Here is a 21,046-nt window from a genome sequence, read left to right as displayed (position 1 = left end):
CGGGATTTTTATTCAGGGTTTGGGGTCGGAAGGCGGTGATTTTCGGGTTTTATGTTCATCTATCTTGGCAAAGATCCATGAGCCAAAACCAGCGGCCACTCCAGCTATTCCACTCATGACCATAGTTTTATATATTGCATCTAAGCCAATTTGAAAATTACCTATATGTAAATAATTAACGATTAGCCGTAAAACAATCCCTAAGCAGAAAAAACAGACAACCCCATATAACATGCTTAAAATAAGAAGATGAAATGTAGGTTTTTTATTCATTTATTATTCCCCCCCCTATTAATTGCATCTTTAGTTGCGTCCCCCAAAATTTCTGATGTATAAGCACCACCTATTTCCGCCCAAAAACCAGACGAAGCCCCTAAAGCAGGTTTAAGTAAACCGGGCGCATATTCACCAAAGTATCCTCCGGCCACCGCACCTGCAACGGCTCCACCAACAGCCCCAGCATCTGGCCCGTCCGTAAACACAGCACTACCGGCCGCAATTCCCGTATTCGCCCAAATTCCCCGTCCCGGAGCCATAGCACCAGTAGCAGCGGCTGTCGCAGTACTCCAGTAATCATACGTCTTACTTTCATTGCCTGAACTGCTCATATCAAGCAACTGATAACTACCATTCGCGATACCGGCAATAACTGCACTCACTGCCACCTTCCCTAAAGATGCAGCAGGTCCGAGATAAGCCGCCCCGGCAGCCAGGACGCCATCTTTATAAGCTTCAACGATTACTTTCGGGATATTGGCACCTTCCGGTAAATCACCTTTTGCCAGTTTATCCAGCCCAGCCTGATTCTGTTCCTGGGAGATATTATTATCCTGTACGTACTGCCCCCATGATCTCACCGCCATCCCGTAGTCTGTGATCCCTTTCGGTAACTGGAATCCGTCACTCAGCGCATTATTCTCAACCGCATTCTTCCCTGCCTGAGCGCCGGCCAGCGCACTGGCGCTACTGCCGCCGGTCACGCCGCCTGCCAGACCTGCAGCAAGGGTACTCAGTGCACTGATGATCTGCTTATCCGACTCCTTCAGGTCACTGACCTGTTTACCCGGATACATCGAATGCATGATCAACTGACCCATCAGCTCTCCGCTGACCGCACCGGTCGCGCCTGCTGCCGCGCTGTTGCCTGCCGCCCACGATGTTACCGCACCTAGCACTGCATGAGCCATCGCTTTTGCGGCCTGATTGTCGGCGGTATATTTGTGTATCTGCTCGGCCAGATACGGTGCCGCCGCGCCGCTGGCTGCCTGCGCCAGATTGCCACCCGCCAAACCCTGAATCGCCGCAGTCGCCGCCTGAATCCCCTTCTGGATATCGCTGCCGGTGCCCCAGAGTGCCATGGCCTTCTTATAATCACTGCTGTTTTCCAGCGCTTCCTGATACGCTTTCTTTTCAGCCGCAGGAGCGTCGGCATCCGGCTGGTTTATGTTGTTTTTTGCCAGTTCCTTCTTACCTGCTTCCGTCGCCTCAATCTGCCCCTGCGTCCGGGCGATATCAGCAACCTGGCTGCCTATTTCACCGATCAGCTGAGCCGTCTGCAGGCGTTTCTGCTCTTTCTCTTTGTCGAAAATCGGGCTGATGCTGTCATTAGCGTGCTCGGTGTCGCGGCTAAGTGCAGCAACATCCTGCTGCTGATTTGCCTGGTCGCGCACCACTATCGTTCCCTGGGCAACGGCTGACTGCGTGGTTCCCTCTGCGTGGCCACTGCTGCCTGCGCCCGCCAGCATACTGGTGGCCATGTTCCCTTTGAACTGGCCGCTGAAGTTGCCCGTCGAACTGAGGCCAATCCCCTGGTGTTGAGTTTTATAATCTGCCTGATTATGCAAGTCCGTGAAGCCAAGCGTGCCGGTATCAAGACGGTTTTTATCCGCGTCAGCCTGGCTGGCAATCACCGCACCATTGAGCTGGGTGTGACTGCCAACGGTAATATCAAACCCGCCCTGACCGGCATAAATGCCGCTTTGCTCCAGCACACTGTCGTAATTGCTGTGCATTTTATCCTGGCTGGCGTTGATATAACCGGAACCGGTCATCGAGCCAAAAGTGAAACTGCCGCCGGCACCAAAACTGATCTGCTTCGAATCATAGTTATCACTATCCTGCAGGCTGGTAATAGACAGGTTGCGACCAATGTCAGCAGTCACGCTGTTACCGTTAACCAGCGCGCCAGTCAAAGTGGTGTCACGACCGCTACTGATGTCGACAGCACCGCCGCTGTCGAGGGTGGTTTCGCTCCAGACGGTGCCATTCCCCTTTTCATGGCCTTTCGCCCCGTTAACGCTGGCGAAAATACTCAGTCCTGCGCTGCCATTGCCCACGCCGAAACTTAGCCCGATACCGCCACCGCTGCTGCTGTTTTTACCGCTGGTTTGTTGCGTGCTTGCCACGCCCGTCAGGTTGATGTCGTTCGCTGCGTGCAGTGACGTATCACCACCAGCCTTGAGCTGGCTACCGGCAATCAGCAAATCACCGCTGCTGGCACTATTGCCGTTGCCGGTGGCATCAATACTGAGGTTTTTCCCGGCATTCAGCGTAGAACCGCTGACGGCGTCGGACTCCTGATGCTGCTGAGATTTTGATTTTTGAGTGGTCAGCGAAATACTGATGCCAACGCCATTGTTAGGATCGCCATTGGCCTGCGCAAGCTGGCTGGCCTGGTTCGCCTGAACACCGGAAAGCACCGCTTTGGTTGCCTGTAATGCGGCCAGACGCCCATCGCTCTCTTTTTTGGCGGACTGTGCGGCAGAGACAGCACTATTCACCGCCTCGGCTACTGCGCCTGAAAGCGCCAGCGTCAGTCCACTGGTGCGCTGCTCAAAACGTTCGTCGCGCGTACGTACATCGTGGCCGGGCGTGATTGCTACGCTGTCACCTTTCAGGGCCATGTTGCCGCCGGCAATCAAATCCGCCCCCTGCACCTGCAACTGCTGGCCTGCGGTGATTGAAACGTTCCCGCCGGTGCTGCCAACGGTACTGACACTCTGACTTTGCGTCGTGCCTTTTTCCTTCAGATCGTGCAGCGATTTACTGCTGCCGATGCTGATACCCAGCCCACCGGTTCCCATCAGGCCGCTTTTTTTCGTCTCGGAGAAACGCCAACTTGACTCCGTGTTGGTAGCGGCAGAGATCCCGACATTGTTACCGGCGCTGAGCGCCACGTTATCATCACCCGCAACCTGCGATCCTTTTACCAGCAGATCGTGGCCCGCGCTCACGGAGATATTGTTGCCACTGAGCAACGTGCCTTTTTCGTGCGTAGCGCTGTCTTCCTGAATGGTGTGGGTGGTCTTCTTGCTGAACAGACCTTTTTTGGTTTTCGTCTCTTCGCGATAGTTATAATCGCTTTCGGTGGCCGTAGTGAGGTTAATATCATGCCCGGCTCGCGCGGCGATATCCTGTTTTGCCGTAATCTCACTGGCTGCGCTGTTGATGTCATTCCCTGCTGCCAGCACGATATTACCGCCACTGCTGATTTCGCTGCCGGTTTGACGAACCTGCTCGTTGATCGTCACTTTTTTGCCGCCCCGGCTCTCGCTGTATACGCGACTCTGCTGGGCATTCAGGTTCAGATCGCGCCCTGCGCTCAGGGAGGCGTTTAAATCGGCCATCAGCTGCGCTGCCTGCGAGTTAATATCGCGACCGGCGCTCAACGCTAAATTTCCGCTGCTCTGGATGGTACTGCGCGTAGCGTTAATGCTGTCGTTTTTGCTATTGCCCTGCGTCTGATGGCTACTGTTATCCAGCGTATTCAGATTGATATCATTTGCGGCGGCCAGCGTCGTATCGCCTTTTGACACCAGTGTGCTGCCGCTCAGATTCAGGTCGTGACCGGCACGCGCGGTGAGATCGCCACCCGCGCTTACGCTACCGTCCTGGCTGGTGGTCACCACCGCGCTGCCATTTTTATTAAGGCGATCGGTATGGAGCGCATTGGCGGCGATATTGATATCGCCCCGCGCACCCAACTGTAAATCACCGCCAGCAGCGAGCGTCGCGCCCGTGTTATTGATGTTGCCACCCGCGCTGAGGCTGGCATTTTTGCTGGCTGAGATACTGGCCACATCCCCTAACTGGGTATCACTGAAGCTTAACGCGGGCGCATTTTTGATGCCGTTAAGCGCCAGGCTGCTCCACTGCTGAGCCTGCGTAACGTTATTGATATTTCCCGCCGCCGATGCGAGCGAAACGGTTTCGGCCGAAATCGATGCACCGATATTATTAATATCGCCAATCGCGTTCAGTTGCAGATCGCCGCCCGAAGCCAGTAAACCGGCGTGCAGGTTATTCAGTGTGCTATTGCTGTTGGCTGACAGCAGCGTCTCGGCTTTGATAGTACTACCGTCGTTATTGATCTGTCCGGCATCCAGTTTCACCGCCTGACCGGCAATCACGCTACCTGCCGCGATCTCACTGTCGCCTGGCGCCAGATAGAGTTTCGGGGCCAGCACGGTTTGACCATTAACCGTGGTTTTTTCCCACCACACAATACTCGTAGTCAGGGCCGCCACCTGTTCCGGCGAAAGGCTAACCCCCAGTTGCAGGCCCAGGCCCGCCTGTTGCCGGGCCGCGCTGTCCATCAGGTATTGCATCTGCTGCAGATCGGAGCCGGTACCACCCACATAGCGATGCCCGGTCTGGCTCAATATGGCGTTACTTACGTAGCGGGTATCGAACGCGGCATCACCGAGGAATTTATAATCCTTATCGGGTGTAAGCTGCAGACGATTCAGCAGATAGGCAGAACCGAGGAATTTATCTTTGTCGGTATAGATTGCCGCCGTTTCGACTCGTGGGCTGCTGCTCAGCGTCGGCTGCGTTACCGCCTGAGCCGATTGTTGAGCTGCCCCGGAAGTCGGGTTCCTGAGAAACGCATTGAGGCCATCAAACAGGCTGCCGTCGGTTTTACCGACCTCTGCCAGCTGTGGGTTAGTGGTAATCAGGTAGGGACTGGCAGGATCTTTACTGGCGACAAACAGGCCGTTGTTACCGGCAGGCAGTGGATAATCAGTTAACGCCGCGCCCTGATTACCTATTTGCTGTAGTGCGCCTGTCAGCGCATCCTTCCACTGCGGAGACCCGACGGCGATAGTTTGCCCGGCGGCAAGCTGCTGGTTCTGCACACCACCCACGGATTGCAGTGGCGCAGTTCCAGCGATACCCGGTTTGCTAATGGCATGCACCATGCTGCCAGCGTTAGCCACGGTATCCGTATTGCTCAGGTTATTCGTAAAACGGGCGCTGACGTTGCCGCCAGCCTGAATCACGGCACGCAGACCTTCTCCCGTCTGGCTGGTTTCATAAACGGGTGCGCCCTGCAGGGTATAAACCACCTCGGAGCCCAGGCCACTCTCGTATTTCACACCATGTGAATTCCCGTTACGTAAATCAGCTATGATCGAAGGTGCAGTATCTTCTTCGCCGTAAAGGTTAGTATCAATCCGCCCCGTATTAGGATTGCCATATTTGTAGACCAGATACTGGCTTTGAATACTGTTTTCCCAGGACTGATTATTCAGATTGTTGCCGGTGAGCACGATATCCTGACCGGCGAGTAAATTACTGGCTTGATTGTCGAGGGCATCGGCTGTCACTACCAGATTCCGGTTAGCAGCGATTCGCCCTGCACCGCCAGTGGCGCTGGCCGTGACGGTGGTAGAACTTACGAGAAACTTGCGAACCGCCGTACTAAGTTTCGGAGCCAGCGTGGTGTAAGGCCGGTATTCGGTGTGGCCGTTTCCTTTACCATTACTTCCCCCCGTCTGATAACCATGCATGCCGTGATAAACGCCGATCTCATCGTCATCAAGCTGACCAAGCTTCACTTTCATGGTGGCTTGTCCCAATCCGGCGGGGGCATTCGTAGCGGACGCTGAAGTTACAGAGGTATTCATCCCCTCACGCTGATTCAGCAGATGCCCGGTACGGATGGTGATATCTCCGAGCGAGGTTTCAATATTGCCTGAGGTATTGATCACTTCATCGCTTGCGTTACCCGCCGCATCACGCTGCAGCCACAGGCTATTATTCGCCAGGATATCGCCACGATTATTTTGAATGCTGCTGGCCAGCAGTTGCATATTATTTCCGGCATACAGCAGCGCACGGTTTTCTATCCGGCTGCCTGCCGTCATCAGCAAATTCCCTGCTGTCCCGACGAAGCCATAATTCACTAACTGGCCGCGACTGGTGAGACGCATATCCCCGCCAGCCTGGACGCTTCCGCTATCATTAAGCGTCATGTTGCTGGCATCGACGTTCAACGCGCCGCTGCCGCTGCGTAGCTGACCATTATTAATGAAATTATTGCTGCTGAGTTGCAGGCTGTTGCCCTGCAGCGTCCCCAGAACGGTGAGATCGCCTTGCGTACTGAGATTCAGCGTTTTACCCGCTGCCAGCGTGCCGCTCTGCGTGAACCCCGATCCCAGTTGCAGGGTCATGTTGCCCAGCGCCAGCAGGCTGCCAGCCGCATTCAGCACCGGCGTATTGAGGGTCAGATCGCCTGCGCTATAGAGTTTGCCGGTTGCCTGGTTATCAGCATTCTGTAAGGTCAGGGCCAGCGCACGGCTGGCGAATACGCTACCGCTGTTGTGCAACACACCGCCGCGCACCTGTAAATTATCGCCCTGCAGCTGTCCCTGATTGGTCATCTGGCTGGCATTCACCTGGCTATCACCCAGACCGGTAAACGTCCCGCTGTTCACCAGGTTGTTACCACTGTAAGCCAGCCCCTGCGCCTGCACCAGGCCGCTATTCAGTACCGTCGGTGCCGACAGCGTTAATGGACCACCGGTAAGCAATCTTCCCGGGTTATTCAGGCTGTCGCTTAGCGTTATCGTCGTAATGCCATCGCCCTGAATCTGTCCCTGGTTCAGTAAAGATTGCGCGTTGAGTTGCAGAGCACCCTGGCTGCGCAGAACCCCGCCCTGATTCGCAATCGCCTGTTCAACGTCGCCATTCAGGTTCTGCTGGGCATACAGCTGACCACGGTTAGTCAGGTTGCCGCTGTTTATCACCAGATTTCTGGCTTCGATATCACCGGCACTATCAATCGAGCCCGCTTTCAGAGTGCTGGTTCCCGCGCTCAGCAAAGCAGCGCCTTTTAGCTGCTGCAACTGTCCGCTGAGGTTGGCTGTCAGCTCGTCTGTTGCTGTAGCACTTCCCTGATTAAGCAGCGAATTGCCCTGCAGCTGCAGATTTTTTGCCGACCATTTGCCTTCATTGTTCAGGCTCGCCGCCTGAATGGCCGCCAGACCACTGGAAACGATATTACCCTGCGCCAGCGTGTGCAGATTGCCGGTCGCCGTAAGGCTGGTGCGCGCTGCGGACTGGATGCTGCCGTTGACATCAATCTGGCTGGCACGGGCATCAATGCTGTTCGCCTGCCAGCTGCCCTGCTGGTTAATACGTTGCGCATTCACGTTCAACGCGCCCTGAGTCAGTAACCGGCCCGACTGGGCATCGGTCAGATCCTGCTGTAATTGCAACACCAGGGATTTCAAGCCGATCAGATTGCCGCTGTTGCTTACACTGTCCGCTTGAATCGCCAGCGTATCGCCCTGCATCTGACCCTGATTACGCAACTGCGCGCCAGTCAGCGAAAGTTGTTCACCACTCAACAGCTTGCCACTGTTATTAAGCTCGCGGCTTTGCAGCGTAGCGGCGCTGTCCGACAGCAGGCTACCTGCGTTGTCCAGCGTCTGCTGCAACGCAACATCAAGCCCTTTGCTACCGAGGGCGATACCGCTGTTATTCAGCGTATTGCCGCGCAGTTGCAGCGAGCTGCCCTGCAAACGTCCGGCATTTTGTGTGCTTTCAGCGTCCACTTTCAGCGCACCGCCTGACAGAATTTGCCCGGATTGCAGGATATTAAGCGCATTACTCCGCAGCGTGACCGATTGATTGCCCTGCATCAGCCCACTGTTAGTCAGTTGTTCGGTATCAAGTTCGAGGGTTTGTCCACTGAGGTTACCTGCGTTGCTCAGCGCGGAAGTGTTCAGCGTCAACCCATCTGAGGCCAGCAGTGAGCCCGCAGGCGCGTTATCGAGCGTGTTTTTTACGCTGATATCCAGCGTTCGCGCAGAGGTTTGCCCCTGATTGCGCCACGCATCGCTGCGGATCGCCATCGCGCCCAGCGCGTTAAGAGTGCCCTGCTGCTGTAATGTTCCAGCGGTCAGATCCAGGCGATTATTTGCGCTCAGCGCGCCCGCGTTATTGATAATGTCTGCGGCAATGGTCAGGTCCTGCGCGCCGGTCTGCGCCCGGTTGTTGAGCGTACCCGCCTGCAAAGTCAGCTGGCCGGGTGTAAACCACTGGCCTGCCAGATCGGCCTGATCGGCAACGTTGAGCGCGATGGCGCTTTTGCCCTGCGTGCGCGCGTTGTCACCACTGCTTAACTGTTGCGAATTAAGTGTCAGCGCCTGGTCGGCGGAAAGCGTGCCGTTCAGCTCAATATTTTGCCCATTGAGCTGAATGTTTTGCGCACTGGTCTGTAACGAACCTGCGCGGGTCGTCAGTTTTTCCGTCTGGAAATCGAGGTTGTGCTTCGCGCTCAGCGTTCCACCGAGGTCAGCCTGGCTGGAGTGCACCCGCAGAGCGCCGTCTGTCAGGATGTTACTGCCATTGCCAGCGGTAAACTGATCCGCATTAAGCATTAAGTCGCCCTGCGCGCCCAGCAGACCGTTGTTATCCAGCAGGCCGACATCCAGCAACTGCCCGGAGCCAGATTGTGCCGTACCGTTATTTGTTAATACGCGGCCAGAAAGCATTTGCTGGCCGAGCGATTGCAGCAGACCCGCGTTGGTCAGATGATCAAAACTAAAGTGCGTATTACCATTCGCCGCCAGCGTACCGCTATTGACGAAGTCAGTTGCACTGAAAGCCAGCTCGCGCCCGGCAATCAGCGTGCCAGCCCACTGGCTTTGATCATTAACCTGGAATGCAATGTCATTACCGGCGGATAGCTTGCCCTCACTGAGAGCGTTGAGGCGGTCTGCACGTAAAGTGACATTACCACCCGCACGGCTTTGTCCATCCAGCTGCTGCTGTGCGCTGGTCAGGCTAAGGTCCTGCTGAGCCGTGAGCATTCCGGTTTTGCTCAGGTGCAAGGCACCGCCGCTCAGCTGAACATTATCTCCGTCCAGCTGACCACTGATCGTAGCCTGCTGGCTGGCCGTCAGTGAGACGTCACCGTCACCGTGCAGCCTGCCTGTGCTGCCAAGCGTGAGGGTATCGCCGTTTAACATCAGGCTACCGCCGCTGGCAATCTCGCCTTGCAGTATTTGCTGACGGGCGCTGAGATTGATGTTGCGCTGGCTGCTAAGCCTGGCGTCTGCTGCGGTTTGCAATGAGGTGCTGCTTAGCGTCAGGCCGTTTTTACCGCTTACAGAACCGTTCAGGGTGAAATCGCCACCCGCTAAATTCAGCTCGTCACCGGCGAGTAAAGTCCCCGTTGCGCCATTCAGCGCCTGCTGCGTGGCACTGATATGCAGCGCACGCGAAGACCCAATCAATCCCTGATTGTCCAGCGATGCGGTATTGAGTGTTTGCCCGCCTGCCGACTGTAAGCGTCCCTGGTTGCGTAAGGTATTTGCCGTAATAGTCTGGTTTTTCTGCGCCTGAATCAGGCCGTTATTCAGCAGCGTCTGCGCCGTCACACTGATGTCACCGTTAGCTGCAACGGTACTGTTTTGATCTACCGTGACGTCGCTTGCCGCCAGGCGCAGATTGCCGCCGCTGGTCAGTTTATTGTTACGCAGCTGCGCATTGCCCTGGCTGTTCAGCGCTACGTCACCGGTCGCCTGTTGCGTCCCCTGCAGCTGCATATCTCGGGCATTCGCGAGCAGCTTGCCGCTGGCGCTGGCATTCCCCAGTGTCAGGGTGCCATTCGCGTTTAATGTAATATCACCCTGGTTGGCCAGCAGGTTACCGATGTTGACCCCGACGCCTTTGTCGCTCGACACCAGATGAATCCGGTTAGCGTACATACCGCCAAGCGCACCGGTATCGACCGCCACTGACGGCACTGGCCCTTCTCCGGCGATTGGCGTAACCGAGCCGTCCTGCGCAACGCGGTTGGCACCCGCCGTGATAGCGAGATCGCTGGCATGAATATCCGCATTAATTTTGGTGGCGCGCGCAATGAGCGATACCGCATCAGCGCGGCTGCCATCCAGCCCTTTGCCCTCAACCGTTACGTCGCCTTTGGTGACTTCCAGCGCGGCAAGATTGCCGCTGGCATCCAGCTGCGGTTTTCCGGTAGTGAGCGTCACGTTGGGCGTATTAATAAAGCCACAGCCGTTACAGGTTATGCCGTAAGGGTTGGCCACGATCACATTCGCGGCTTTACCCGCGACTTCGGTATAGCCCTGCAACTGCGAACGATTAGCTCCCACTACTTCATTGATGATCGCCCGGGCTTCGTGCCCGGCTTGCAGGTTAGGGTTATTCTGGATCAGTCCGCCCAGTTGGGTCTGGGTAAGTTGTCCGCTGGCATTATTGAGAATCAGCCCCTGCTGCCCGACGTTGTACTGCTGGTACTGGTTATGGGAAACACCTGCCTGATTCGGCGTGGCGATATTGACCACCGGCACGCCGTTACCCGCGGCATCCATGCGCGTGCCCGGCGTAACCGGGGTAATTTCCGCGGCCACAACCGGCAGCAGTGGCTGTACCGCCACCAGATAACAAATGAAGTAGGTCAGCGCGCGACGAAACGGGGAAACCGGTTGACGATCATCCATAATCATTGCCTCTTAAAAAACCAGCCCGACCCGGGCATAAATGCTAACGTGATCCGGTTGCAGATAGCCGGGATAACTGAGCGGAAAACCGACCGTGTATTGGGTATAAAAGAAACGGCTGCGGGTGCTGATCCCCACTGCGCTGCCCCATATCGTGCCAACAGACTCGCGGTTCTGCGCATCGCTCTTCAGCCAGCCGCCGTCCACCGCCGCCAGGGCGCTGACGTCACCGACCAACGGCAAGGTGAACAGGGTATAATCCAGTTCATTACGCAAATAGCCACCTGCGTCGCCTGACAGGTATTGTTCTTTGAAGCCCCTGACTGAGCTTTCGCCGCCGAGCGTCAGGCGTTCGCTGCCGTATAACCGATCCGGTGACCACTGGCCGTATACGCTGCTGAGCCACCATAACTTGTCCGAAACCGGTCGCTGAAAGCTGCCGCTCAGGCTCCACTTGCGAAACTGCGCCCGCGGTAAGTCCCCGCTTTTGTCGGCATCACTTTCCGCATCAAACCACGGCGTACCGCGGCTAAAGGTTGGGTTGAGCGTTGCCACGCCACCGAACACCTTTTGCGTATGGTTGAATCCGATCTGGGTACTGGTGATTTTGCGACTGCTACTCTGCAACAGGGTATTGTTGAGATAGTTGTGACTGGTGTAGTGATTCAGGCCGAGCTGCAAACTGGTTTTGATTTCACCGTTGCGAAACAACACCCATGAACCATTCAGGCGATGCGCAATATTGTCGCCGTTACTCAGCCAGGTGAAACCATTGTTATCAAAGTGACTGTGATAACTGCTCCAGCTATAGCTATAGTCGAGCAGGCCGTAGCCATACGGCACGCTGACACCCGCCTGCACATTCTGCGCGTCACGCCACTCGCTGAATGCGCTGCTGCGACCGCCGCTGATAAACCAGCGATCCGCCAGCCCCAGCAGGTTGTTGCCGGTCAGCGATGCGGTTAACTGACCGACACCGGTGCTTTTTTGTCCGCTATTATCAAATCCCAGCGCGGCGCTGAGCGGAAATTCTGCCGCTGTCGTCAGGTTCACCACTGAATAACCGGGCTGCGGCGCAGGCTGAATTTCAATCTGTACCGGGGTGCGACGCAGGCGATTAATTTGCTCCATACCCTGCTCAATATCGCGCAGGTTAAGTATTTTTCCTTCAATATGAGGAAAAGCCATCTTTAACATCGTCGGCTGCGCCCCGTCGAGGCGAATAGCGAATAGTTTTCCTTCCAGCACCGGAATAATTAACTGCCCATGCGACAGATCCTGTTCGGCTAAAAACGCCCGGCTGGTAATGTAACCACGTTGCATATACCAGTCAGAGACCGCATGTACCAGCGCATTAATTTCACTCAAATTCAGACAGCGATTGATATAAGGTGCCGTCAGCGCCTGTTGCTGACGATCGGATATCAACGTGACGTGCTGCAGACGGATATGCTGGATCGGAAAACAGGGTCCGGGGCCCGCCGGGGAGGCGTCCGGCGCATTCAGCGGTGCCACAGCATGCCACAGTGCATCGCGCTGCTGCTGATCCTGTTCCAGTCGCTGCTGTTGTTGGTTTTGCAGATAATCGCGGTCGCCAGGTGTCAAAGGGGCAGCGATAATCTGGCCTGACGCTATAATAATAGACAGCGCCAGCAATATCCTTATTTTTGCCATCATCAAAGACTTAAGTAAAATTAATTGTAAAGGTTTTGTAAGCTTCTTTGCGCAGAATATCACCTAAACAATCAGACAGTTCCGCTTACCAGGAAAAAACAATAAACATCATGCAGTTTTAATTAAGTGATAAAAACAACTTTACCTAACGCAAATAAGCAACAGAAAATCAGCAGCGGCCATTTAATCATTAATATCGCGCGATGGAGGCATCACTCCAGATTAAGCGGGATGAATGAGATGAGGCCTGCCCGGTAAGGAAACGGTGCCGTATTGATAAGCGCCACGGCAATCTGCGCTGACGCCGCAGTGTTGCGTCATGCGGACTTTTACTGTTGCTGAAACCACGCACCTGCCTCACCCGATCGCCATTACTGGCGATCGGGAGGATGCATGCCAGCATCCGCTCGTGTATCAATCTCTCATGGCGGACATCAGCGCAGTTTTGCCACCGCAGATTTCAGCCGCGCGCACGCCTGCTCCAGCAACGCATCGTCAACCGCGTAGGCAATGCGTAAATAACCCGGCATGCCGAATGCCGATCCATGCAACACCGCAACCTGTGCATCCTGCAACAGCCAGCTGGCCAGCGCGCTATCATCCTCGAGCCTTTCTCCCTGCGGCGTCACGCATCCCAGTAACTTTTGGCAGTTGGCAAAAATATAGAATGCTCCCTGCGGCGCCCGGGCGTTGAGGCCATTGCTGGTGGCGATCATTGTCAGCACCTGCTGACGTCGCCGATCAAGCGTAGCGAGCCAGCCTGCCAGAAATTCGGTCGGTTGCTGCAACGCGACAACCGCTGCTGCCTGCGAGATGCTGCTGGGATTAGAGGTACTCTGCGACTGCAGAATCTGCATCGCGTTAATCAGCCATGCCGGACCGGCAGCATATCCGAGCCGCCAGCCGGTCATGGCATGGCTTTTTGAGACACCGTTGACTGTCAGCGTGCGGTCAGCCAGCTGCGGGGCCGCCGCGGCAAAAGTGCTGAATGGCGTGGCGTCGTAGCGTAACGGCTCGTAAATATCATCCGCCATGATTAACACCTGGGGGTGATCAGTCAGCACCTCAGCCAGCGCCTGTAACTCCTGCGCACTGTAAACCGCACCGGTCGGGTTACCCGGTGAGTTCAGAATCACCCAACGCGTTGCCGGCGTCAGCGCGGCAGCCAGTTGTTGCGGCTGCAGCTTCCAGTCGTGCTGTTCGTCACAGGCCACGATCACCGGTTCGCCTTCCGCCAGCGTCACCATATCCGGATAGGAAACCCAGTAAGGGGCAGGAATGATCACCTGCTGGCCAGCATCCAGCGTAGCCAGCAGCGCGTTGAAGATCAGCTGCTTGGCACCGCTGCCGGCAATGATCTGCTCAGCGCTAAAATGCAGTTGGTTATCACGGGCAAACTTGGCGGCAATCGCCGTTTTGAGTTCGCGCGTACCGGAAACGGCGGTGTATTTGGTTTGCTGCTGCACAATGGCGGCAATACCGGCATAGCTGATGCTGTCCGGCGTGGCAAAATCGAGTTCTCCCTCGCCGAGGTTGATTATCGCTTTGCCGGCGGCTTCCAGCGCACGCACCCGATCGGAAATCGCGGCGGTAGGAGATGGACGGACGCGCTGCATGCGACGGGCCAGTAGCTGACTATTCATAAATCCTCTTTTGTATATCCTGAATCAACTAATACAATTAATCACCCCATCCCAGCAGGAAGAGTGCCGTGTTACCTATTTTCATTGTTGATGATGCCCGCGTTCCGGCGCGCTTTGGGCTGCTTGCCAGCCTGTATGCCAATCAGCTGGCGTTACCGTTATGGAGCCTGCGCCCGGGTTTCACCGGCGATTTTCCCGATAGCCATCAGCATGTCGCGGCGGCAGGTTACTGCGTCACCAGCGGACTGTATCGAAGCGATACACTGCAGCACGAAGTCCGCGATGTAACCCTGCTGCCTGCGAACGAAGCCGTAATCGTCATGGCGCAGGCGGATGAAGCGCGCATTGCTCATTTGCCAGGCCAGCGCCTCAAGGCGCTTTCCTGTGAGACGACAATGCGGCTGCAGGATGGCAGCGACACCCTGCTGCAACATACCCTGACTTCACCGCCCCCCGGCCGCCACGCGCTGCGTATTGGTCTGATAGCGCGCGAGCACGATCAGCGTGACAGCTATCCGGCCACTCTCGATGCGCTTTACGCCGCAGCCCGGGCGCTGGCGCTCGATGTGGATATTCACTTTTTCGCTCCCGCCGCACTGTCAGATGAGCTGTCCGAACTCGACGAAGTGCACGGCATTCTGCTACCGGGAGGTGCCTCGACGGCAGCGGTGCGCGGTCAAATCGCCGTGGCGCATGCCAGTCGGCAGCGCAACATTCCCACACTGGGCCTGTGCCTCGGCATGCAGAGCATGTGCACGGCTGCGTTACAACGTCACCCAGAGCTCAGCCAGGCCATGCTGGCAGAAGTGGCACCGCAGGCCGCGGTGCACAGCTTTATTCCTTTTGCCGATGGTCGCCATCGCTGTGGCCTGCTGCCATACCCGGCCGCAGAGCCGTTTAACCTGATGCATTACAACCATCGCTATCGCTTTAATCCGCAACTGCTGCCGCCGCTGCTGGCAAGCGGCGTGCAGGTTATCGCCCAGACTGATGACATCATCGAAGGCATTGCGCTGGCCGATCACCGTTTCTGGCAGGGGGTACAGGGGCATCCGGAGCTACAGTCGCGCCCGGATGCACCGCACCCGCTGTTTACGGCCTTTCTGCAGGCGCTGGTGACGCCAGCGTAACCCCGCTGCGTCCGTCGCTGGCCAGCCGTTGCATGACGCTGGTCAGCGCAACCAGCGCGTCTGGCGAGATCGGCTGCAGCGGTGCGCGCACCGTGCCGCCATTGAAACCGCGCAGCGCCATTGCCGCTTTCACCAGCTGCGGCTGGCCGTGCTGGCGTGCCAGCGTACGATAGTCAAACCACAGCTGATGCAGATCGCGCGCGGTGGCGGCATCGCCCTGTTCCAGCGCACGATAGCAGGCAAGGATGAGCTCCGGCAGCGCGCCGCTGTTGGTGGTACTGATGCCATCGAATCCGGCCATCATCGGGCCGGCAAAGGCCAGATCGGAGGCACAAAATAGACGCAGTTTGCCGCGCAGCCGGTTGGCAATCTGATCGATGGCGGTTGGATTCAGATCGCCCTGTTTGATGCCCACCACACCCGGTATCGCCGCCAGTTGCTCCAGCAGTGCCGGTGACAGGGTGATACCAATGCCTGGCGCGTTGTAAACCAGAATGCCGGTTTTCGACAGCGGTGCCATCTCAGCAAAATAGGCAAGAATTTGCGCGTCGGTAATTTCGCTGACAAAAGGCGCGGTGACCATCGGCAAACCGCCCAGATCACCGGCCAGCTGCGTCAGCTCGCGGGCATCACGCGGATCTGCACTGGCGCTGCACAGCATCACCGCCACGCGATCCTGCACGCAGTCCATCACGGCATGAAACAGCGCACGGCGTTCTGGCACTGACATCACCGGAAATTCGCCATAAGTGCCGCCAATTAACAGGCCGTCGTAGCCAAGGCCGATGACGCGTTCGATATTTTCGCGCTGGGCGCCGAAGTCAATGTCGCCGCTGGCGCTGAAAGGCGTCACGGTAATGTTAAAGATACCGCGCAGGCGTTCACGGCATTCGCTGATGTCTTTCATCGGGTTTCCTTATAAGCAGGTTAATGGGCGAGCCAGCGAACCGAGCTGGCGATAGCCGGTTTCCGTCACCACCACGGTTTCGCTAACGCCAACCGTAAACTCGCCGTAGATACGCAGCGCCGGGGGGATGTGGAAGGTCATGCCTGGCTGCAGTTCGGTGTTGACGCCACTGTACAGGCTGAGAATGCCGCCCTCGCCCCAGTCCGGCGCGAACGAGACACCGATGGAGTAGCCGGTGCGTTTTTTAAAGTTGTCGGTGAAGCCCGCGCGATCGATCACCTGCTGGCAGGCTATGTGCGGTGCGGCACAGGTTGCGCCCGGCCGAATGGCATCCAGTGCCGCCTGGAGCGCCTCCTGACACACTTTCTCCATTTCCAGCGCAATAGCAGGAGGCCGCCCCAGCCATGCCGAGCGCATCAGCGCGGCGTGATAGCGATCGTGCGCGGCAGCCATCTCCAGAAAGACCGGCTCATTATCCTGCAACACGCGACGACGCCAGGTTCCGTGAGGCACACCGCTGCGTGGGCCACTGGAAACCAGCGGCTCCATCCCGACATACTCGGATCCGGCCGCAATGGCGGCTCCCATCATGGCCGCGACCAGCGCATTTTCATCCGCCCCGGCGCGCACTGCAGCCATACCGGCCTGCATGCCGGCGTCAACGTAGCGCGCCGCCTGAGCGATCTTTTCCACTTCCGCCGTCGATTTCACTGCGCGCAGCGGCTCAATCACCCCGGCAGTATCGGCGAGGCTGCCGATACGACTTTGTAGTGCCTCATACACGGCTACCGGCAAAAACCAGCCGCGTTTGTCCAGCCCGACACGCTTACTATGCCAGCCGCGCTGCTGCAGCAGGGCAACGAGAAAATCAACCGGGTTATCGCCATCCTGATAGATGGCGGCATCTGAGATAAAGGTGTTGGCGATAAAGTTAAAGTATTCGAGCTGGCGGATAACAAACACCGGATCCCCTTCTGTTGGCAGCACCAGCGCCTGAAAGGTGTAATAGCCCGGTGTTTGCTGACCGGTTAACCAGAAGATATTTTCTGGTCCGGTCACAATCATCACATCAACGCCGGCCGCATTGAGACGTTCGCGGGTGCGCTGGATGCGTTGTGCGTACTCCTGTGCGCTAAAGGCGGATTCACTTCCCTGGATAACATTATTCAGCTGTTGCATAACCAGACTCCTGGAGAAAAGTGGCGCGCGCGGCATCAAAATGCACGCCCAGGCCGGGTAAATCATTTATGAATACAGTGCCCTGCTGATAATGCAGGCCGCTCACCGCATCGTTTATCAGGCCATCGGCACCGTACAGCTCTGCGAAACGCGGCTGCATGGCTCGACACACCTGTAGCGCCGCCGCTGTTGCCGCATGGCCTTCGTTCATCTGACCTATCATGAAAGGGATGCTGGCCGCCTGCAGGCGCCGTGCCGCCGCGAGCGTCGGCGCAATGCCGCCCAGCTTGACCAGCTTGAGATGGCCCCACAGCGCGCCGTTCGCCGCCATCAGTTGGCCGATGGCTGCCGGGCTATTCAGGCTCTCGTCCAGCATGATCGGCACGCCATAACCGCTCAGTTGCTCCAGTGCGGCATCGTTAGCCGGTGCCAGCGGCTGTTCGACATAGCTGAGATTCAGCGCCTGCAGCGCCGGAAAAGCGGCGTGCGCCTGCGCCAGTGACCACTGACCGTTGACATCAATCGCCAGCGTGATGGCCTCACCAAAGCGGGCGCGCAGGGCGCGCAACCGCGCCAGATCGGTGGCAAAATCCGCCACGCCGGTACGCAGTTTGAGCTGGGTAAAGCCACGTGCAACGTACTGTTCAGCCTGCGTCAGCATTTGCGCTTCACTGCCCCAGAACAGCGTCTGGTTGGTCGGGTAACCGGGGCTGGCCGCAGCGGCACCGAGCCAGTGCGCAAGGCTCACGCCGGCCTGCTGCGCCAGTAAATCATGCAGCGCCATGTCGAACAGCATGCGCGCCGGCGCCAGCAGCCCCGCCCCATCCGCATGCACACGCTCCAGCATCGCCTGCGGTGCCAGTGCCCAGTTCCAGGCTGCCAGGGCGCTGGTGATATTTTCCAGCACCCGATCGGCGCTGTAGCCGTGCAGATAATGAATGTTGAGCCGCACCTCGCCAGTGCCGCAGCGCGTACCATCGTCCAGCCGCAGCCACAGCGTATCCAGCGCGCTGATTGCGCCCGAGGACGCGGTGTGCAGCGTGACTGCGTCATAGCGCAGCTGACCGCGCCAAAGCGTTGCTTTCACGTTGCAGACTCCTGCGGCAGCATCGCCAGTGCCACGTCGAGGTAGATGGCTGCGGCAGCAATAAATTCTTCAACAGGCACGAACTCATCTGGCTTGTGAGCTACCGCCAGGCTGCCGGGTCCGATCACTACACCTTTCGCCCCGAGCGAACGAAAATGCACTAAATCGCATCCCCCCTGAAAACCAAACGGGCCCGGTTCCGCCTGCCCGTGGCGACGACAGGCGGCGAGGCTGTGCTGCACAATCGCTTCGTTACTGTCGGTCTCGGTGGCCCCGCCCGTGGTGGCCTGCCAGGCGATGATTTCCGCCTCCACGCCGGCAGTGGCTTTCGCGTGGTCGAGCAACTGCTGCAGTTCGGCCTTCACCGCCTGCTCGTCCTCACCGGGCACCATGCGGCGGTCGAGGAGCAGCTCGCAGCTGTCCGGCACCACGTTATCAGCGTGCCCCCCGTGGATGCGCGTCACCGTCAGGCTGGCATTGCCCGCCAGCGCGTGGCAGCGACAGCGCACCTGCTGCTGATGCGACTGCTCAATCAGACCCAGTAATCTGGCGGACTGATAGATGGCGTTTATCCCCAGCTCTGGCGTGCCCGAGTGCGCCGTTACGCCCTTCACCCTGACGCGCGGTCGCAGGCTGCCTTTATGGGCAGAAAACGTGGCGTTGCCGGTGGGTTCGCCGATCACCGCAAAATCGATAGCCGGCGGTGCCTGCCGGACATAAAACTTCGCGCCTTCACTGGCGACCTCTTCATCGGCGGTGAATACCCCCATCAGCGTGCCGGACCAGCGGTGGCGACTGGCGGCCAGCAGGCGCAGCGCTTCCACCATCGCCACCAGCGGTCCTTTGGCATCGCAGGCACCACGACCGTACAGGCGTCCCTCGCGCTCGGTAAGGGTAAAGGGATCGCTACGCCAGCCGCTGCCGGCAGGCACTGTGTCCAGATGAGTATTGAAGGCGAAGCAGGGTCCGGCACCGTTGTGCAGAACCGCGATGACGTTGGTGCGCCCTGCCGCATATTCACTGAACGACAGGTCAAAACCGGCCTCGCGCAGCCAGCCTGCCACGCACTCTGCCGCTTCGCGCTCCTGACCGGGTGGATTTTCTGTATTGATGGCAACCAGCGTGGCGAGGTCGCGCTTCATGCGCACGCTGTCAACCGGGTGAATAGTCATTATGGCTCCGCTGTTAATGTAGGATTTGATCGAGAAAACGCTGGGCGCGTTCGCTAACCTGGCGGTTGAAGAAGTCGCTGGCGCTGGCGCGCTCCAGGATTTCGCCCTCTTCCATGAACAGAATCTGACTGGCGGCACGGCGCGCGAATCCCATTTCATGGGTGACGACCATGCTGGTCATGCCTTCGGCGCTCAGTTCCGCCATCACATCAAGCACTTCGCGGATCATTTCCGGATCGAGCGCTGACGTGGGTTCGTCGTACAGCATCAGTTCCGGCTTCATCGCCAGTGCCCGGGCAATAGCCACGCGCTGCTGCTGACCGCCAGACAATTCGTCGGGGAAATGATCGGCCCGATCGTGAATACGCACCTTCGCCAGCAGCGCTTCTGCCTGTTTGCGTGCCGTGATGCGGTTGACGCCGAGTACCGTCATCGGTGCCAGCATGATGTTTTCCGCCGCCGTCAGATGGGAAAACAGCTCGTAGTTCTGAAACACCATGCCAATACGCTGGCGCAACTGGTGCGGCGGCACTTCTCCCCGGCTGATATTCTGGCGGGTGAAGAACACATCGCCGCTATCGGCGGGTGACAACAGATTGACGCAGCGCAGCAGCGTAGATTTGCCGGAACCGGAAGGCCCAATCAGCACCACCGTTTCCCCACGCTGAACGCTAAGCGAACAGTTCTTCAATACCGGCTGACGGCCAAAGCTCTTGTCGATGCCAATCAACTCCAGCAGCGGCAGCGGTGGTTTTGTCTCGTTCATGACAGATCTCCTGCGGTATCCGCCGCTTTGGTTAACCGACGGTGGCGCGCCCGGGCCTTTTGCCATTTTCCACGCCGCTGTTTCGGGTCGAGCGTGCGCTCCAGCCACGACTGAAACAGCATGAACAGCGAGGTCAGCAGCAGGTAATAGAGGCCCGCCGCGCAAAGCGCCTCGAAATAGCGGAAGCTGGCGCTGGCGGTCTGGTTCGCCACCAGCAACAACTCCTGCACCGCAATCACGGAGACCAGCGCGCTGGACTTCAGCATGCTGATCATCTGATTGCCCATAGGTGGCAGCACGATGCGCGCGGCCTGCGGCAAGACAATCTTGCGCATGATCTGGGCGTGGGTCATTCCCAGCGCCATACCGGCGGTGCGCTGGCCGCTTTTTACCGCCTGTAAGCCGGAACGTAATATCTCCGCCATGTAGGCGCCCTCATTAAGCGACAGCGCCAGCACGGCACAGGTAAACGCGGAGAAGCGCAGACCGAAACCAGGCAACACGTTGTAGACAAAGATGATCTGGAACAGCACCGGCGTACCGCGAAACAGCCAGAGATAAAAAAACGCCAGCCCTTTCGCGGCACGAAATGGCGCTTCCTGTAGCAGCGCCAGCACCAGTCCCAGCACTACGCCGCACAACAGCGAGCACAGAGTAATCAGCAGCGTCATCCACGCGCCCTGCAGAAATTCGCGGGAGAGGAAGTACTGCCACATTAAATCGATCGACAT

General features: G+C 57.7%; 11 protein-coding genes. 1 reads left to right on the top strand and 10 read right to left on the bottom strand.

The window, feature by feature from the left end; all coding sequences use genetic code 11:
• Window positions 1-12: 12 nt before the first annotated feature.
• From KOL70_RS18475 to KOL70_RS18425, 4 genes are all read right to left on the bottom strand, one after another.
• Window positions 13-273, bottom strand: coding sequence for a hypothetical protein (locus tag KOL70_RS18475; RefSeq protein ID WP_254185881.1), 261 nt, complete (start codon window positions 271-273; stop codon window positions 13-15).
• A complete protein-coding gene (locus KOL70_RS23635) occupies window positions 270-10,757 on the bottom strand; it encodes a hemagglutinin repeat-containing protein (protein WP_254185880.1) in 10,488 nt (3,495 codons plus the stop codon). Before KOL70_RS23635 ends, KOL70_RS18475 begins: the two co-directional genes overlap by 4 nt.
• Window positions 10,758-10,769: 12 nt before the next feature.
• Entirely contained in the window at window positions 10,770-12,434 is a 1,665-nt protein-coding gene (locus KOL70_RS18430) for a ShlB/FhaC/HecB family hemolysin secretion/activation protein (RefSeq protein WP_215481296.1), read from the bottom strand.
• A gap of 431 nt (window positions 12,435-12,865) precedes the next feature.
• Window positions 12,866-14,074 (bottom strand): pyridoxal phosphate-dependent aminotransferase, encoded by a 1,209-nt coding sequence (locus KOL70_RS18425; protein WP_215481295.1) that lies wholly within the window; start codon window positions 14,072-14,074, stop codon window positions 12,866-12,868.
• A gap of 68 nt (window positions 14,075-14,142) precedes the next feature.
• Here KOL70_RS18425 and KOL70_RS18420 point away from each other — a divergent pair, with 68 nt between their 5' ends.
• On the top strand, window positions 14,143-15,204 hold the full coding sequence (locus tag KOL70_RS18420) for a gamma-glutamyl-gamma-aminobutyrate hydrolase family protein (protein WP_215481294.1): 1,062 nt from the start codon (window positions 14,143-14,145) through the stop codon (window positions 15,202-15,204).
• On the opposite strand, the gene KOL70_RS18415 is transcribed toward KOL70_RS18420, so the two are convergent.
• From KOL70_RS18415 to KOL70_RS18390, 6 genes are read right to left on the bottom strand one after another with little or no spacing between them, the layout of a single operon-like run.
• Window positions 15,167-16,111 carry a dihydrodipicolinate synthase family protein gene (locus KOL70_RS18415; protein WP_215481293.1) on the bottom strand — a complete coding sequence of 315 codons (945 nt, stop codon included), beginning with the start codon at window positions 16,109-16,111 and terminating at the stop codon, window positions 15,167-15,169. The two genes, KOL70_RS18420 and KOL70_RS18415, sit on opposite strands and share 38 nt — an antisense overlap.
• A gap of 9 nt (window positions 16,112-16,120) precedes the next feature.
• Window positions 16,121-17,290, bottom strand: coding sequence for a Xaa-Pro peptidase family protein (locus tag KOL70_RS18410; RefSeq protein WP_215481292.1), 1,170 nt, complete (start codon window positions 17,288-17,290; stop codon window positions 16,121-16,123).
• Window positions 17,274-18,377, bottom strand: a complete 1,104-nt coding sequence (locus tag KOL70_RS18405; RefSeq protein ID WP_215481291.1) for a mandelate racemase/muconate lactonizing enzyme family protein — start codon at window positions 18,375-18,377, stop codon at window positions 17,274-17,276. The genes KOL70_RS18410 and KOL70_RS18405 overlap by 17 nt, the downstream gene beginning before the upstream one ends.
• Window positions 18,374-19,549 (bottom strand): M20 family metallopeptidase, encoded by a 1,176-nt coding sequence (locus tag KOL70_RS18400; protein WP_215481290.1) that lies wholly within the window; start codon window positions 19,547-19,549, stop codon window positions 18,374-18,376. Before KOL70_RS18400 ends, KOL70_RS18405 begins: the two co-directional genes overlap by 4 nt.
• Before the next feature lie 13 nt (window positions 19,550-19,562).
• On the bottom strand, window positions 19,563-20,315 hold the full coding sequence (locus tag KOL70_RS18395) for an amino acid ABC transporter ATP-binding protein (protein WP_305798615.1): 753 nt from the start codon (window positions 20,313-20,315) through the stop codon (window positions 19,563-19,565).
• Entirely contained in the window at window positions 20,312-21,046 is a 735-nt protein-coding gene (locus tag KOL70_RS18390; RefSeq protein WP_215481289.1) for an amino acid ABC transporter permease, read from the bottom strand. Before KOL70_RS18390 ends, KOL70_RS18395 begins: the two co-directional genes overlap by 4 nt.

The organism is Pantoea sp. B270 (assembly GCF_018726825.1).
Classification (GTDB): domain Bacteria; phylum Pseudomonadota; class Gammaproteobacteria; order Enterobacterales; family Enterobacteriaceae; genus Pantoea; species Pantoea dispersa.
Note: the sequence above shows the minus strand (reverse complement) of the source record. Positions and strands in the feature narration are given on the sequence as shown.

What these genes read in the sequence shown, in the direction of transcription:
- KOL70_RS18475 (WP_254185881.1), bottom strand. Translation starts at nt 273, where the DNA reads ATGAATAAAAAACCTACATTTCATCTTCTTATTTTAAGCATGTTATAT.
- KOL70_RS23635 (WP_254185880.1), bottom strand. Translation starts at nt 10,757, where the DNA reads ATGGATGATCGTCAACCGGTTTCCCCGTTTCGTCGCGCGCTGACCTAC.
- KOL70_RS18430 (WP_215481296.1), bottom strand. Translation starts at nt 12,434, where the DNA reads ATGATGGCAAAAATAAGGATATTGCTGGCGCTGTCTATTATTATAGCG.
- KOL70_RS18425 (WP_215481295.1), bottom strand. Translation starts at nt 14,074, where the DNA reads ATGAATAGTCAGCTACTGGCCCGTCGCATGCAGCGCGTCCGTCCATCT.
- KOL70_RS18415 (WP_215481293.1), bottom strand. Translation starts at nt 16,111, where the DNA reads ATGAAAGACATCAGCGAATGCCGTGAACGCCTGCGCGGTATCTTTAAC.
- KOL70_RS18410 (WP_215481292.1), bottom strand. Translation starts at nt 17,290, where the DNA reads ATGCAACAGCTGAATAATGTTATCCAGGGAAGTGAATCCGCCTTTAGC.
- KOL70_RS18400 (WP_215481290.1), bottom strand. Translation starts at nt 19,549, where the DNA reads ATGACTATTCACCCGGTTGACAGCGTGCGCATGAAGCGCGACCTCGCC.
- KOL70_RS18395 (WP_305798615.1), bottom strand. Translation starts at nt 20,315, where the DNA reads ATGAACGAGACAAAACCACCGCTGCCGCTGCTGGAGTTGATTGGCATC.
- KOL70_RS18390 (WP_215481289.1), bottom strand. Translation starts at nt 21,046, where the DNA reads ATGTCGATCGATTTAATGTGGCAGTACTTCCTCTCCCGCGAATTTCTG.